The following is a 15,887-nucleotide window of genomic DNA, read 5'->3' on the forward strand; positions in this document are numbered from 1 at the left end:
CTCTCGTGGGAGCACGCCTCGGCGTGGCGCCCGGAGATCCCGGCCGCGCAAGCAACTCTAGTTGACTAATCTCAGCTTAGTCAACGCGGGTTGCTTGGCGCGGGCGCGCGAGGTCACTTCAGGCCGTAGGCCCGCTGGACGGTCTGCTCGACGGTGTTGCCCTCGGCGTCCGTCGCCTGGGCCCGCAGGCCCACCGCGCCCGTGGTGGCGGCCAGCGCGGGCGGCGTGATGGTGGCGTGGCCGGAGGCCGAGACGCGGACCGGGGTCCAGTGGGCGCCGTCGTCGAACGTGACCGAGAGCTTCACGTTCGTGACCTTCGCGTCCGGCGTGCCGTAGGACCCGTGGTAGCCGGTGACGGTGATCCGGTGCGGCCTGCCCGCCTTGAGGCGGTTGTCCAGGTCGAGGGGCACGTCGTAACGGAGGTTGAGCCGCCGGACCGGCTCGCACGGCGCCAGCTTGCCCGTGCTCAACCAGGCCAGGCAGAGCCCGTCGTCCGTGGTCTGCATCCCGCCGGTGGGCCGCTTCGACCGGAACGTCCAGGCGGTCTCGACGTCCTTGGCGTACAGCTGGGACTTGTTGGGGGTGTGGAACTTGTCGGTGAGCCGGTAGGCGGCCTCCGTCTCCGGGAGGGTGAAGGTCGGCACGATGATCGCGAAGATGGCGAGGACGACCGTCGCCTCGACGAGCGGGATCTCCTGCCCGTCGCGGTACAGGCGCAGCTCGTCCTTGCCGCCGTGCTTGTCGCTCTGGAAGTTGGCGTTGTACGCGAACGCCTCCTGGTGGTTCGGCACCGGGCCCATGACCGGCAGCGCCGCCAGGAAGGTGTCCTTCGTCCGGCAGGGGAAGCACTGGGCGGTCCCGGAGCGGAGCACCGCGTCGGAGACGACGACGTTGCCCGGCACGCGGGGCTGGATCCCCCATGGCTCGGTCCGCGTGCCCGCGGTGGCGAAGATGTCCACCGCGGTCGCCGACAGCGCGCGCCTGCTGTAGAAGTCGACGCCCTCGTCGTAGTCCATCGTGTTCGTACGGGTCCAGACGACGTCCGGCGAGACGGGCCCGACGTACTCCGTGAAGGTCGTCTGCGCCCGCACGACGTGCTCCATGGACCACGTGTTCGCGACCCTGGCCGGCCGCAGCATCGCCGCCGCCGTGCTCAGCTCGACCGCGCCGGGCCGGTCGGCGTGGAAGCGGTCCTCGATGCGCTGCAGGTCGCGCGTCCTGACCGAGTAGGACAGGTCGGCGGGGACGCGGCCCTGCTCGGGCAGCATCAGCGAGTACAGGTACGGCGTGGTCGCGACGCCCTCCGCCGTGACGGTCACCGGCCGGCGCGCGGCCAGGGCGGCCAGGGCCCGCCCCTGCTCGGCGGGCAGGCTCATGGTCGGGATCGGGTACGTGGGCCAGCTGCCCGCCGGGTCGAGGAAGGCCCGGTTGACGGCCCCGTACCCGAGGACTCCCACGGCCCCCGCCTGCTGGGCGGCCTTGACCCGGTCCAGGGCGTTGCCCGTGCAGGCCATGGCCGGGCAGAGGTCCCCGAGGTCGAGCAGGACGAGCTTGCCGCGCACGTCCAGGCCGCCGAAGTCGGTGCCCTTGCCGGCGTAGGCCAGCGGGAGCCGGCTGCGGCCGTCGAGCTTGGGCGTCTGCGGCGCCAGGTCCTGGTAGCGGGGAGTGATGCGGGGGCCGCCGGGCACCGTCATGGTGACGGCGGGCGCGCCGAGCTGGTAGCGGCCGTTGAGGGTGAACGTGCCCTGGGTGACCTTGCGGGTGGGCAGCATCACGTAGTTGTCCAGCCCGTACTGCGGATACAGGGATTGCACGTCGACGTAGCCGACGCCGTTGGCCGCGACGCGCCGGTAGGCGTACTGCGAGAGGTGGACCTCCGAGGCGCGCGGCGTCTCCACCGACACCTTGCGTGCCTTGCGCAGGTCGAGCGTGACCGTGGTGTCCTTGGTGATCTCGATCTGCGGGTCGGACGGGAGCGACTGGACCCATTCGCCGTCCGCGCCGCGCCAGGCCAGCGCGGTGAGCACGGTGTAGGTGCCGGGGTAGACCTGGGCCTCGGTCTCGGTGCCCGGGGCGGGGGTGTAGGCGTACTGGAGGTCGTCGCGCTCGTCGGTGCGCATGAACATCCACGGGTTGGCCAAGGGGGCGCTCGCGCCGTCGGGCAGCACCACCCGGGCCCGGACGGTGACCTTCTTCGGCTCGACGAACGCGCCCACGGCCGTGTTCACCTGGACCTGGCCGTTCTCGCCGGAGGCGCGGACGTAGCCCTCGTACCAGGTGTCGGGGCCCGCGGGGGCGAACGTGACGGCGACCGGCGCGGTGCCGTGCGCGGGGACGGTGACCGTGTCGCGGTCGGCGGTGAGCGTGCGCGCGGGCAGGTCGCCGCCCAGGTGCGCCTTGACGCCCGTGCTCAGCGTGAGGGTGACCGGCTGGTCGCCGTCGTTGGTGTAGGTGAGGGTCTTGGTGACGGGGCCGTTCTGGGGCGAGGGCAGGAAACCGAAGTCGATGCCGCCGGAGCCGCGCACCTGCTGCTTGACGGCGCGGGCGACGTCCACGCGGCCGGCTCCCTGCTCGTAGGCGTCCTGGCCGTCACCGTGGGCGGAGCTGGTGAGCGCGGCCTTGAGCTGGGTGTTCGTCCAGCCGGGGTGCTGCTGGGCGAGCAGCGCGGCGGCGCCCGCGACGTGCGGGGTGGCCATCGAGGTGCCGGACGCGGTCGTGTAGCCCTCCTCGGCGGGCTCGCCCATGGAGGTGCCGGCCGCGCGGGCGGCGACGATGTCCACGCCGGGGGCGCTGATGTCGGGCTTGAGGCTGTAGTCGATCGCGGTGGGGCCCCGGCTGGAGAAGGAGGCCAGCTTGTCCTCGCGGTCCACGGCGGCGACCGTGAGCGCCGAGGCCGCGGTGCCCGGGGTGCCGATCTGGCGGCTCTGGCCGTCGTTGCCCGCGGCGACCACGAACAGCGCGCCGGAATCGGCGGACAGCTTGTTCAGGGCCTGGTCGAGCGGGTTGTCCGGGCCGGGGCAGCAGCCGCCGAGGCTCATGCTGACCACGCGGGCCTGCTGGTCGACCGCCCACTGCATGCCCGCGATGACGTCGGACTCCAGGCCGCCGCCGTAGTTGTTGAGCACCTTGCCGACCACCAGCGACGCCTCGGGGGCGACGCCCCGGTACTTGGCGCCGTTACCCGCGATGATGGAGGCGACGTGCGTGCCGTGGCCGTGGCCGTCCTGGGCGGTCTGCTCCGAGCTGAAGTTCTCGGTCGCGGCGATGCGGCCGGCGAGGTCGGGGTGGGTGGCGTCGATGCCGGTGTCGAGCACGGCCACCTTGACGCCCGCGCCCTTGAGCCCGGCCGCCCACGCCTCGGGCGCGCCGATCTGCTTGACGCTCCGGTCGAGCGAGACCTGGACCTTGCGGTCGAGCCAGATCTTCTCGGAGGCGGCCCTGGCCGTGCTGACCCCGGACCAGAACTGCCCGGCGGCCTTCTTGTCCACCTTCACGGCCGCGGCGTCGATGCTGGCCAGGGTGCGGGCCCCGGCGACGCGCCGCTGCGTCCCGTGCTGGACGATCAGGGGCAGGGTGGGGCTCTCCGCGTCGGAGTAGCCGTTGGCCGCCAGGTAGGCCACGTCGAACAGGCCCCTGTCCAGGCGTCCCGCCGAGATCAGGCCCATCACGTCCGTGGGGTAGACGTAGTACGCGGCGGGCTCGCGTACCGACATGAAGAACACCGGCGCGCCGTCCGGCCGCCGGGCCGGCTGGATCTGGGCCTGCGGGCTGCCGTCCGGGGCGGTACTGTACGTGACCACGTCCCCGGTGATCAAGGTGATCTTCTTCGCGGACTCCCCCGCCGCGCCGACGAGCGGCGGCGGCACCGAGGGAGCGGGAGGTGGGGTCGGGGCGGCCATCCCGGTGGAAAGCAGCACCCCCAACGCGACAAGCGACCGGCCGATCATGCGTCTCCTCAGAGATCATCGTGTCCCCGGGAACCATGACAGATCGCAGTAAAGCCGCGAAAGACGATCGTGAGTCCTCTTCCCGCCATGTGCGGAAATAGGACATGCTGTGATCGTGCTGGAGATCATCGGGCTCTCGTACGCCGAGCAGGCGCTGTACGAGGCACTGGTGGAGCGCTCCCCCGCCGCGCTCGCCGAGCTGGGGCACGCCGCCTCCACGGCCGCCCGGCTGGAGCAGCTGGGGCTGATCACCCGGCTCCCGGAGGACCCGCCACGTTACGTGGCGGTCTCTCCCGAGATGGGGCTGGACGCGCTGATCCGGGCGCGTACCCGGGAGCTGGCCGCGGCCCGCCACCGCGCCGCCCAGCTCGCGGCGCGCTTCCACCGCTCGGTACCGGACGGGGACGCCGCCGACCTGGTGGAGGTGGTGATCGGCAAGGACGCGGTGGGCCGGTGGTTCCAGCGGCTCCAGGAGAGCGCGCGGCGGCGGATCAGCGTCTTCGACGCGCCGCCGTACGCGACGCCCATGGGCGGCAACGCGGTGGAGTTCGAGCTGCTGGAGCGGGGGGTCGAGTACCGGGCGCTGTACGACAGGCGGGCCATGGAGGTGCCGGGCACCCTGTCGCTCATCACCCGTTACGTCGCGGCCGGCGAGCAGGCCAGGGTCGGCGACGTGCCCGTCAAGCTCGCGCTGAACGACCTCCCCATGGCGATCATGCCGCTCCGCCACGACCAGCACGTGGTGGAGTCGGCGCTGGTGGTGCACGACTCGACGCTGCTGGACGCGTTGTCGGCGCTGTTCGAGATGTACTGGGAGCGGGCCGTGCCGCTGCAGGTCAGGCACGGGCGGCTGGCCGAGGCGACCGGCCCCGCCGACGCCCAGCGGGACCTGCTGCCGCTGCTCACCGCCGGGCTGACCGACGCGGCCATCGCCGCCCACCTCGGGTGGAGCGACCGCACGGTACGCCGCCACGTGCGCGCGATGATGGTCCGGCTCGACGCGCGCACCCGCTTCCAGGCGGGCTACCAGGCGGTCGTACGCGGCTGGCTGGACAGGGACGCCCTGTGACCGCCCCCGGGACCGGCATGGGCGGGGACCGGCCATGACCACGCTCGGGACCGGCATCGACGGGGACGGGCCGTGACCCCGCTGGGCGCGATCGGGCTCGGGCCCGATGAGGAGGCGCTGTACGAGGTGCTGCTGGACCGCTCCCCCGCCACCCTCGCCGAGCTGGCCGCCGCCTGGCCGCGCGCCGACCTGCAGCCGCTGCTCGCGTCACTGGAGGTTAAGGGCCTGCTCAGCGCCTCCCCGGGCCCTCCGCCCGCCTACGCCGCCGTCGCCCCGGAGATGGCGCTCGACGTCCTCCTGCTCGCCGCCGAACGCGACCTGCTGCGGGTCCGTGAACGCGCCCGCGAGCTCGAGGAGGTCTTCCAGGAGCGCGCCCGCGAGCGTACGCCGCCGGTGGTCGTCGAGGTCGTCACCGGGCGGCGGGCGGTCGAGCAGCGGCACGCCCAGATCCAGCGCGCCGCCAGGCAGCAGCTCCGGTGCCTGTCCAGGCGGCCGTACTTCGACCCGCTGGGCAGCGTGGCCGCGCAGCGGGAGCTGCTGGAGCGCGGGATCACCAGCCGCATGATCTACGAGCGGGACTTCGTGGCGGCCGAGGGCGCGTTGCGGCAGATCGAGGAGATGGTCGGGGCGGGCCAGCAGGCGCGGGTGCTGCCCGAACTGCCGATGAAGCTGTACGTGGTGGACGACCGGCTGGCGCTGCTCCTGCTCAGGCACGAGCCGGCGGACGCGGTGGCGGCGCTCGTCATCCATCCGTCGGGGCTGCTGGAGGCGCTGATCAGGCTCTTCGAGGCGTTGTGGCAGCGGGCGCTGCCGCTCGGGCTGGCACCGTCCGTCCGCAACCCGCCGCCCAGGGACTCCCGGGACGACGCGCGGCTGATCGCGCTCCTGCTGTCGGGGCTCACCGACGAGGCCATCGCCCGCCAGCTCGGGGTCGGCCACCGGACGGCGGAGCGCCGGATCGCCGAGCTGATGTCCCGGCTCGGCGCCCGCACCCGCTTCCAGGCCGGCGTCCAGGCCGCCCTCTCCCACCCGCCCCCGCCACCGTCCCCTTGACGCCCCCAGCCGGGGTGCTGTCCTTCGGGGGGAAGAGGGGGTGCGGGCCTTCCGGGGGAGGGGACGGGTGTGGCCGGATCGCGAGCCCCGCGCGATCCGGCCACAGTTCAGAGGGTCAGCTTCCGCAGTGTTCGAAGCCGCTCTCGTACGTGCTCGACCCTGCCTTGCCGCCCCACTTGACGCACTTGTCGGCGGCGGCGGCCCGGACGGGCCCGGCGTAGTACGCGAAGTTACCGGTGTCGGTGACCCGGGTCTGGCCCTCGACCTCCAGGAAGGCCGTGGTGGCGGTGGCCGTGCCCAGCGAGGTCGCCTTGATCGTGGCCACGCAGTTGTTACCGTTGTCCGTGTTGTACAGCAGATAGACGGTCCCGGCCGTGCCCAGCGGGTTCGAGTCGATCACCTTGTAGCCGGTGCCGCACACCGACTCGGGCGTGTGCGGGTTGGTGCCCCCGCTTCCACCGGTGACGTACTGCATGTACTTGGTCCAGTTCCAGTACTGGCCCGGGTCGGTGTGGTCGGCCTCGGGGACCTCACTGTGGCCCACGATGTGGGTGCGGTCCTTGGGGATGCCGTACCGGTCGGCGATGTTGCGGACCAGCGCCGCGGACGAGCGGTACATCGTGTCGGTGAACCACGTCGCGTTGTCGACCCAGCCCTCGTGCTCGATGCCGACCGAGCGCCGGTTGTAGTTGCCGGCGTGGAAGGCCCGGTCCTTCTCCCTGACCGTCTGGGTGATGGCGCCGTCGGAGGAGCGGACCACGTAGTGGGCCGAGGTGGGGTTCGGCCGGGGCCCGGTCTGGAACCAGGAGATCGTCCCGGCGTAGGTCCCCTGCGCCACGTGGATGACGATGCGGTCGATCGCGTCGCTGGTGGGCCGGTTGGAGACGGCGTAGTTGCTGCTGTGCGCCGGAGCCCACGCGGCCCCCGGGTAGTCGGTGCTCGCCGCCAGCGTGCTCGGCTGGTCCAGGTCGTCCACCTTGGCGTACGAGCCGCGGTCCGGCGTCACGGCCCGCGCCGGCGCGGTGACGGTCTCTCCCGCCGGCGTCTTGGCGTTCACGCCCTTGGCGAGTTCCTCGTACACGGTGTCGGCGTACAGCCGGGCGACCGCGGGCGAGGAGGCGCCGCTGTACCTGGCGATCGCCTGGTACCACTTGCCGGCGTCCTTGCGGGCCGCGGCGTCCAGCTTGAGCTCGTCGGCCAGAGAACGCAGCACGGCCGCGCCGCCCGTGATGTTGGCCGCGTCGTCCGACTTCAGGGCGGACAGCGGCTGCTTGGTCAGCGTTGCGGCCTTGTCCAGGGTCTTGGCGGTGACCAGGTGCATCACGCCGTAGCCGCCGTCGGCGCTGGGCTGTCCCTGGTGGCCGTCCAGGTGGGTCTCGGAGTAGGCCACCGAGACCAGCAGGTCACGAGGCACCTCGTACGTCGAGGCCGCCTTGGCGAACGCCTCGGTCATCGGATCGGCCGAGGCCGCCCCGGCCGGCTGCCCCACGAGCAGCGACAGGGGCAGGACGGCGGCGCCGGTCAGGAGAATACGCAGCTTCACAGGGGTTCAGCTCCCGCAGTGCTCGGACGGGCTGTTGTAGGTGCTGGAGCCGGCCTTGCCGCCCCACTTGACGCACTTGCCGGCGGCCGCGGCCCGTACCGGGCCCGCGTAGTACTCGAAGTTGCCGGTGTCGGCGGCCCGGGTCTTGCCCTCGACCTCCAGGTAGGCGGCGGTGGCGGTGGCCTTGCCCAGCGAGGCCTTCTTGATCGTGGCCACGCAGTTGTTGCCGTTACCGGCGTTGAACGTCAGATACACGGTGCCGCTGGAGCCGAGCGCGGCCGAGTCGATGACCTTGTAGCCGGCGCCGCACACGGACTCGGCGGTGTGCGGGTTGGTGGAGCCGCCACCGCCGCCGCACTTGTTCTTGGAGGTCACGCTGGCGTTCGGGTAGCCGAAGGTGGCGCCGTTGAAGGTGGCCTTGCGGATGTTGCCCGGGTAGCTGGTGCCCTGGCGCACCTCGTAGTGCAGGTGCGGGCTGATGTTGTTGCCGGGCTTGCTGGTGTTGCCGACCGTGCCGATCTTCTGGCCCTGGGCGACCTGCGCGCCGGCCGAGACCGAGCGGACGGTCAGGTGCGCGTAGTAGGTGCTCCACCCGCCCCCGTGGTCGATCTTGACCAGGTTGCCGTAACCGTTGGTCGAGCCCTGGTGAGCCGAGATGACCACGGTGCCGGCCGCGGCCGCGACCACGGTGTCACCACGGTCCGCATCAGCGGTGCTGCCCCGGTTGAAGTCGATCTCGTACGACTTGTGCGCGCTGCTGTTGCTGGAGTTGCCCGTCCACGTCTGGCCACAGGGGAACGGCAGCTGGAAGCTCGGCGCCGCCAGAGTGGACACCGGCGGCACGTCCACCTGATCCGGCGGGTTACCCATCTCCCCCTCGTCCTCCTTGGCGGAGGACGACGGCGACGGAGACGGGGTCGGGGCGGCCCATGCCGCCGCGACCGGGCCGGTCGTGAGGCTGAAGAGCAGGGCGAACCCGGCCGTAAGCACCCCTCTGGTTCTCATGCGGATACCTTTCTGCGCGCACCGGAGGGGCGATGCCCCACCGGCGCCGCGAATCTGTCCGTCGGATCTTTCGAAGCGCTCTCGCTGGGGATCAAGATTGCGAGTCCGGCATACAAAGAACATCCAAAATCGGTATAAAGGCCCTTCCAGCTTGAACGCTTCACCCAACGGACGCCCCGCACGGCGCCCAGCTCAGGAGAACGCGCGGTCATGGTGGTTGAACAGCCCGTATTCAGTGTTCTTGGGCCGTTGCAGGTCCGGGGCCCGGAAGGGTCCCTCCGCATCGCGGGCAGGAAGCCCAGGCTCCTGCTCGCCTCGCTGCTGCTGGAAGCCAACGAGGTGGTCAGCTCGGAGGCCCTCGTCGAGGTGCTGTGGCCACGGGCGCGGCCGTCGTCGGCGGTGGCCAACCTGCGCACGTACGTGAGCACGCTGCGCTCGGCCGGCGTCCAGATCGAGGCCCGCGCCTCCGGTTACGCGATGCAGCTCGACACGGGGCGGCTGGACGCCCTGGAGTTCGAGGACCTGGTGGCCAGGGCGCGGGCGGCGGGGCGTGCCGAGGAGGCGGCGGAGCACTTACGCCGGGCGCTGGCGTTGTGGCGCGGCACCCCGCTCGGCGACCTGCCCGCCAGCCCGCTGTGGGACGGGCGGCTGCGCGCGCTCACCCAGGCCCGGCTGGCCGCGGTCGAGGAGCTGGTGGCGCTGAAGCTGGCCCGCGGCGAGCACGCCGCCGCGATCGACGACCTGCGCGACCTGATCGGCGAGCACCCCTACCGCGAGGACCTGTGGCAGCAGCTGATCCTCGCCCTGCACCACAGCGGCCGGCGGGCCGAGGCCCTGAACGCCTACGCCACGATCCGGCGGCAGCTCGTGGACGAGCTCGGCATCGAACCGGGGCAGGAATTACGTGACGTGCACGCCTCCGTGCTGGCGGGCGACGCCCCGCCCGCGCCCGTCGCGGCGGCCCCCCACCAGCTGCCCGCGGACGTGCCGGACTTCACCGGCCGCGCGCACGACGTCGCGACCGTGACTCGAGCGCTGTCCGCCGAGGCGCACCGCCCGGACGGGCCGCCCGCGATCGCCGTGGTGACCGGACCGCCGGGGGTCGGCAAGTCCGCGCTGGCCGTGCACTGCGCCCACGCGTTGCGGGCGGGCTACCCCGCCGGCCAGCTCTACCTGTGCCTGGGCGGCACCGACGCCGAGCCCGCCGATCCGCTCGCCCTCCTCGCCGAGGCGCTGCGCGCGCTCGGCGTCGCGGAGGCGGCCCTGCCGCCGACCGTGCGCGAGCGGGCCTCCCTCTACCGTTCCGTGCTGTCCGAGCGCCCGATGCTCGTCCTCCTCGACGACGCCGCCGACACCGCCCAGGTACGCGCCCTGCTCCCCGGCAGCGGCAGCGCGGTGCTCGTCACGAGCCGCCGGCGGATCGCCGAGCTGCCCGGCGCGCTCCAGCTCGAACTCGACGTGCTGCCGCCATCGGAGGCCGAGGAGCTCCTGGGCCGGATCGTCGGCCCCGAGCGGGTGGCCGAGGAGCGCGAGGCCGCCCGGGCGATCGTGCGCTCCTGCGGCCACTTACCGCTGGCCGTCCGGGTGGCCGGGGCCCGGCTGTCCGGACGGCCCGGCTGGTCGCTGGGGGTGCTGCGGCAGCGGCTGGCGGACGAGGCCGGCCGCCTCGACGAGTTACGCGCCGGCGACCTGGAGGTACGCGGCTCGTTCGAGCTCAGCTACCGGCGGCTGCCCGACGACGCCGCCCTGGCCTTCCGCGCGATCGGCCTGCTCGGGGAGCAGTCCGTGCCGGGCTGGGTGGCCGACGCCGTGCTCGACCGGCCCCGCTCCGACGCCGTCGTGGACACCCTGGTGGACGCGAACCTCCTGCGCCTGGCCGGCACCGACCCCATCGGCCAGCCCCGCTACCGGCTCCACGACCTGATCCGCTGCGCCGCCAAGGAGAAGGCGGGCGGCGACACCGAACGGCACGCGCTGGCCCGGGTGCTCGGCGGCTGGCTGACCGCCGCCGAACACGCCTCCTTGCGACTGCCCACCACCCTCTTCGGGCTGACGTCCGACCTCGCGCCCCGCTGGAGCCTGGAGCGGGAGACCCTCGGCCGGCTGACCGCCCAGCCGCTGTCGTGGTTCGACGCCGAGCGGGAGTCCCTGGTCGAGGCCGTACGGCTGGCCGCCGGCGCGGGCCTGGCCCAGTCCGCGTGGGGGCTGGCCGCCACCCTGGTCCCGTACTTCGACCTGCACTGCCTGCTGGACGAGTGGCAGCTGACGCACCGCCTCGCCCTGGACAGCGCCCGCGCGGCCGGCGACCGCCACGGGGAGGCCGCCATGCTGCGCGGCCTGGCCCAGGTCTGCCTCTACCAGGACCGGTACGCCGAGGCCGAGGACATGTTCAAGCGGGCCCGCGCCATCTTCCACGAGCTGGGCGACACGCGGAGCGAGGCCATCTCGATCTGCGGGCTGGCGGCGGTCAACCAGTTCTCCGGCCGGCACCTCAAGGCGCTCGGGTCCTTCCGGCACGCGCTGGCCATGTTCCTGGCCATCGGCGACCGCAGCGGCGAGGCGTACGCGCGGCAGGCGATCGGGCGCGTCTACCTGTCGCTGCGGGACCTGCAGCAGGCGTCCCGGTGGCTGGGGGGCGCGCTGCGGCTGGCCGAGGAGCTCGGCGACGCCCACCGCGAGGGCTGCGTGTCGATGCAGCTCGGCCGCATGTACGACCTGTTCGCCCAGTCGGAACGCGCCATGCGCTACCAGGGGCACGCGCTGGACATCTTCGAGGCGCTCGGCGACCGCCACTGCGGCGCGTACGCGATGCGGAACCTGGGCGGGCTCCAGGTGGCCAGGGGCGACCGTTCGGACGGCTCCGACCAGCTGGAGCGCTCGCTGATGATCTTCCAGCAGCTGGGGGACCGCAGCGGGGAGGCGGACACGTACCAGACGCTCGGCGAGCTGTACCGCTCCTCCGGGCGCACCGCGCTGGCCACCCATTACCTGCACCAGGCCCGCGAGCTGCGCAGGGAGCTCAGCGAGTCGTTCGCGTGAGCTCCGGCCGGAGCCACTGCCCCGTGGGCCAGCTCTCCAGGCGCCAGGCGCTGTCCCAGAACATCCACTCGTACTCGGTGGCCCGGCAGAACGCCTCGTCCATCGCCCGGCGCGTCTCGGGGTCGGCGGTCTCTGCCAGCCGGTCGGTGATGGCCCTGGCCTGCTCCACCGAGGCGGCGAAGGCGGGGTCGGAGTAGGTGGCGATCCAGGTCCGGTACGGGTGGTCGGCCGCGCCCGCCGTACGTTCGAGCAGCGCCGCGCCGACGTCCTGGTAGACCCAGAAGCACGGCAGCACGGCGGCGGCGAGCACGGGCAGCGGGGCGGCCAGGGCCGTGGCCTGGAGGTAGGAGGAGTAGGCCAGGCAGGTCGGCGAGGTGGCCACGGCCGCCGTCTCGCCGGCCGTCAGCCCGAACTCCTCCAGGTAGCCGGTGTGCAGGGCCCGCTCGACGACCAGCGCCGTGTGGGCGCTCTGCGCGAAGAACGCGGCGTCGGCCGGGGCGGTGGCGCGGGCCGAGGCGGTCGCGAGGACCTTGGCGTAGGCCACCAGGTAGCGCCCGTCCTGGACCAGGTAGAACGCGAACCGCTCGCGGTCGAGGGTGCCGTCGCCGAGCGCGGCGTTGAACGGGTGGTCGTGGATCGCCTGGAGCAGCGTGGCCGTGCGCGCCCAGATCTTGTCACAGAAGGTCACCGATGACGTCCCTTCGCTAGTGCGAACTAGATCAGGTTCGACGGGTGTGATCTCAGCCCGGCAGCCCGGGCACCCCGCGTCGCGGCCAACGCTAGCAGAAGGCCCGGCCCTGCCGTGCAGCCGGACGTGTCAGGCGGGGATCAGCTCGTGCAGCGTGCCGGGGGTGTGGACCCGCGCCCCCTCCGGCAGGCCGGCCGGCGCCTCCAGCCCGATGTAGGTGGTGTGCCCGGCCGGCGAGCTCTTCGCGCGCATCAGGTCGGCCAGGTAGCGCACGCGCAGGAAGTCGCGTTCGACGATGGAGCGCACCAGCAGGGAGGCGCTGACGCGGTTGCCCTCCACCTGGTTGAAGCCGGGGTGGCCCTTCAGGTAGAGGTGCAGCCACTTCACCAGCCAGCCGCCGTCGGCGCCGCGCAGGAAGACGAGCGGCAGGGCGATCCGGCCGGCGCCGCGCAGGTCCGACTTCATGCGCACGGTACGCGGCTCGAACGGCCTGCCTTCCTGGGCGGCGTCCCTGGTCATGTAGCCGAAGAACGCCTCGGCGGCCTCGTCGAACCCCTCCCCGGCGTAGATGTTCACCTGCGGGATGATGATCGGCCGGGTCGCGGCGGCGAGCCGGAGGTCGATGAACTCGGACGCGCCCTCGGGCGCCTCGGTGAGGTCGCCGGAGTACCGGGCGAAGCCGTTGGTGTGGTTCGTCCAGGAAATGTGCTCCGGGCCGTCGTAGGTGTCGTCGAGCATGAGCGCCGACAGGTCGTAGTCGGTACGCCGGCGGGCCTCGTGCCAGTGGACGAAGAACCTGAGCAGCTCGCCGTCCACGGCCGACACCGAGCCCCGGGGCAGCATGCCGAGCCCGGGCACGACGGCCTTGCCGGACAGCGGCAGGGCGACGTCGAGCACGTCGGGATCGACGATCAGCTCGCCGGGGTCGGGGAGGCGACGGGCGATCTCCTCGTCCAGGATGGCCAGCGCCCGCGCCAGGGCCTCCTCCTCCAGCGGCGAGCGGGAGTCGGGGGTGGCCCACGCCCTGCCGTGCCGGTTGACGAAGACGCGGCCCGCGGCGGGGGCCAGCCGGTTCTGCAGATGCTCGCGCAGCGACAGCAGGACGCGGCCGGAGGCGCTGGAGGCGGCCCCTTCCGCGGCGTCCAGCACGGCCGTCGTGGACGGGGCGGTCCGCAGCAGGTGGTCGAGGCGGCGTAGCAGCGCGCCGGGGGCCTGCTCCAGCAGCTTCACCGCCTCGGCGGTGCGGCCCGCCGACAGGGCGGTCTCGACCCGGCCGTCCAGGCTCGGGGCCCGGCGGGTGCCCCTGGCCGTTTCGAAGACGGCCCGGGCGCGCGGGAACCGCGGGTACTCGTGGGGGTGCAGCCGTTCGCCGAGCCGCTTCCACGCCTCCCGGTGGCGCGGCACGTCGCCGAGCCTGGCCGGGGACGCGACGGCGTCCAGGGCTGCCAGCAGGGCGCGGCGCTCGGCCCGGCGGAACGAGCGGAACCTGGTGGGCTCGGCCAGCGTGACATCGCCGCCGGAGCAGCCGCAGGCCAGCCGGAGCACGTCGGTCACGGTGTCGACCAGCAGCGGCCGGCCCTCGGCCAGCCGGACCTCGTTGACGATCGCGCGGTTCTCGCGCACGGGGATGCGCTCGGGCTCGTCGGCGCAGAACCCGGCCAGCAGGCGCAGCGCGGCCAGGTCCTCGGCGGCCAGGGGCACCTCGGAGCCCGCCAGCGAGAAGTAGAGCTCCCGCGCCTCCGACTCCAGGCTCCCGCCCAGCTCCAGCACGGTCACCCGGTCCCCGGCCAGCGGGATCAGCTCGGCGTGCGCGGCCAGCAGGTCGGCGTAGGTGTGCCGGTAACGGCCGTAGCCGGGCAGGGAGAGCAGGTTGAGCGTCGAGGTCTCGACGCGGGCGGCGGCGACCGGGTCGAGCAGGGCCTCGCGCAGCAGCCCGGCCCAGAACTCCAGGGTGTCGGGCACGTTCCTGGGGAAGTTCAGGAAGTAGGCGTTGTGCCGGACGTGGTCGCCCACGAGCGTGCGGACGGCGGCCAGAACGCGGATGCCGAGGTCGACCACGGTCTCGCCGCGCAGCCCGGACAGCCGTTCGAGCAGCGCGGGCGAGCACGTGAAGCCGACGCTGAGCAGCGCCGCGTCGAGCTGGCGGGCGGCGGTCTCCCCCCAGCCGGACGCGGCGCCGGCGGGCGCGCCGCCGATGGGGACGCGCAGCCGCCGGGCGATGACGAGGCTCTCCAGAGTGTCCACGAACGGCACCATATAGCCGGGACACGCCCGATCACGGGGGGTTTTCCGGCCGGTCACCGGAGCGGGTCCGCCGCGCGTTCAGCGGCTGGTCAGCGGCCAGGGTCCGCCGAGCGCTCGGCGGCCGGGCGCAGCACGCCCGCCAGGGCCAGCGCGACCAGGATCCCGGCACCGCCCGCCACCGCGATCGCGGCCCCGGGCCCGATCAGCTCTCCGAGCGCCCCGACCAGCGCCGCCCCGGCCGCCTGCCCCGTCATCAGCCCCGACGACTGCAGCCCGAACGCCTGCCCCCGCACCTCCTCGGGCACCGACTCCACGAACCGCCGCTGCAACCCCAGCTGGTACGACAGCCCCGCGGTCGCCACGGCGGCCAGCACGGCGGCCCACGCCATCCCCGGTCCGAGCGCGAACCCCACCCAGGGCACGGCGAGCAGCACCGCCAGCGGGAACGACAGCCGCTCCCGCAGCCCCGGCGCGGCGAACCTGCCCACCGCGAACTCCCCCGCCGCCATCCCCCCGGCCGCCGCCGCGAGCACCACCCCGGCCTGCCCCTGCCCGCCCAGGTAGGGCACGACCATGGCCTCGGCCCCGGCCAGGCACACGCACGGCAGCCACCCCGCCAGCAGCAGCCCGCGCACGTGCCCGTCGGCCAGCAGCCGCCGGTTGACCCGCAGCGTCTGGCGCACCGCGCCCGCCCGCGCCGTACCCCGGGCGGGCCGGTACGGCAGTCCGGCCCGCAGCACCACGGCGGCGACCGCCGCCAGGCCCGCGGTCGTGGCCAGCGCCCCCGAGGGCCCGGCGACGGCCAGGAACGCGCCTCCGGCCGCCAGCCCGGCGATCTGCGCGCTCGCGGAGGCCACGTTCAGGACCGACCGTCCGAGCACGAACGCGTCGCCGGGCAGCACGTCGGGCAGCATCGCCGCCCGCGCGGCGAAGAAGACCGGCGTGAACAGCCCCGTGACCAGCACCAGCGCCAGCATCGCCCAGACCGGCAGCCCCGCGTAGGCCAGCAGCAGGCACGTCACCGCCCTGACCACCTCGCCGGTCACCATCAGCGCCCGCGGCGGCAGCCGGTCGGCCAGCGAGAGCAGGAACAGCCCGCCCACGATGAACGGCAGCCAGCCGGCCATGTACGCGGCGGCCGACAGGCCGGCCGAGCCGGTCCGCGCGTAGACGAGCACGGACAGGGCCAGCATCTTGATCGAGTCCCCGCCGATGAGCAGCGCGAAGCTGCCGAACAGGACCCGGAACTCCTTGACGGCGAACACCTCGCCGAACGTCGCTCCTTGCACGTCCACGATG

Annotated in this window: 9 protein-coding genes and 1 riboswitch; of the genes, 3 read left to right on the plus strand and 6 right to left on the minus strand. The window is 73.4% G+C overall.

The window, feature by feature from the left end:
- Positions 1–113: 113 nt before the first annotated feature.
- A complete protein-coding gene (locus tag HD596_RS45470) occupies positions 114–3,947 on the minus strand; it encodes a S8 family serine peptidase (protein WP_185075543.1) in 3,834 nt (1,277 codons plus the stop codon).
- Between the two features lie 115 nt (positions 3,948–4,062).
- On the opposite strand from HD596_RS45470, the gene HD596_RS45475 reads away from it, so the two are divergent.
- Positions 4,063–5,016 (plus strand): TrmB family transcriptional regulator, encoded by a 954-nt coding sequence (locus HD596_RS45475; protein WP_185075544.1) that lies wholly within the window; start codon positions 4,063–4,065, stop codon positions 5,014–5,016.
- Positions 5,017–5,088: 72 nt separating this feature from the next.
- The gene (locus HD596_RS45480) at positions 5,089–6,069 is read left to right on the plus strand and encodes a helix-turn-helix domain-containing protein (RefSeq protein WP_185075545.1); all 981 of its coding nucleotides are present in this window, start codon (positions 5,089–5,091) and stop codon (positions 6,067–6,069) included.
- 115 nt (positions 6,070–6,184) lie between these two features.
- On the opposite strand, the gene HD596_RS45485 is transcribed toward HD596_RS45480, so the two are convergent.
- Complete coding sequence (locus HD596_RS45485; protein WP_313046348.1) at positions 6,185–7,612, minus strand: N-acetylmuramoyl-L-alanine amidase; 1,428 nt, start codon at positions 7,610–7,612, stop codon at positions 6,185–6,187.
- A 6-nt stretch (positions 7,613–7,618) separates the two neighbouring features.
- Positions 7,619–8,617: a M23 family metallopeptidase gene (locus tag HD596_RS45490; RefSeq protein ID WP_185069108.1), complete on the minus strand. Its 999-nt coding sequence runs from the start codon at positions 8,615–8,617 to the stop codon at positions 7,619–7,621.
- Positions 8,618–8,827: 210 nt separating this feature from the next.
- Between HD596_RS45490 and HD596_RS45495 the strand changes: the two genes are divergently transcribed.
- Complete coding sequence (locus HD596_RS45495; RefSeq protein WP_185075546.1) at positions 8,828–11,656, plus strand: AfsR/SARP family transcriptional regulator; 2,829 nt, start codon at positions 8,828–8,830, stop codon at positions 11,654–11,656.
- On the opposite strand, the gene tenA is transcribed toward HD596_RS45495, so the two are convergent.
- The 3 genes from tenA to HD596_RS45510 all read right to left on the minus strand — a co-directional run bounded on the left by tenA (position 11,637) and on the right by HD596_RS45510 (position 15,877).
- Positions 11,637–12,344 (minus strand): thiaminase II, encoded by a 708-nt coding sequence (gene tenA / locus HD596_RS45500; protein WP_313046349.1) that lies wholly within the window; start codon positions 12,342–12,344, stop codon positions 11,637–11,639. The two genes, HD596_RS45495 and tenA, sit on opposite strands and share 20 nt — an antisense overlap.
- A riboswitch (TPP riboswitch) is annotated at positions 12,336–12,431 on the minus strand. Its footprint overlaps the gene before it by 9 nt.
- Positions 12,432–12,473: 42 nt before the next feature.
- Complete coding sequence (locus HD596_RS45505) at positions 12,474–14,588, minus strand: hypothetical protein (RefSeq protein WP_313046350.1); 2,115 nt, start codon at positions 14,586–14,588, stop codon at positions 12,474–12,476.
- Between the two features lie 89 nt (positions 14,589–14,677).
- Entirely contained in the window at positions 14,678–15,877 is a 1,200-nt protein-coding gene (locus HD596_RS45510) for an MFS transporter (RefSeq protein ID WP_313046351.1), read from the minus strand.
- Between the last annotated feature and the right edge of the window lie 10 nt (positions 15,878–15,887).

The organism is Nonomuraea jabiensis (genome assembly GCF_014204795.1).
Lineage (GTDB): Bacteria > Actinomycetota > Actinomycetes > Streptosporangiales > Streptosporangiaceae > Nonomuraea > Nonomuraea jabiensis.

Bases quoted from the DNA above. Each gene is read 5' to 3' on its own strand.
- HD596_RS45490 (WP_185069108.1), bottom strand. From the start codon at position 8,617: ATGAGAACCAGAGGGGTGCTTACGGCCGGGTTCGCCCTGCTCTTCAGC.
- HD596_RS45470 (WP_185075543.1), bottom strand. From the start codon at position 3,947: ATGATCGGCCGGTCGCTTGTCGCGTTGGGGGTGCTGCTTTCCACCGGG.
- HD596_RS45495 (WP_185075546.1), top strand. From the start codon at position 8,828: ATGGTGGTTGAACAGCCCGTATTCAGTGTTCTTGGGCCGTTGCAGGTC.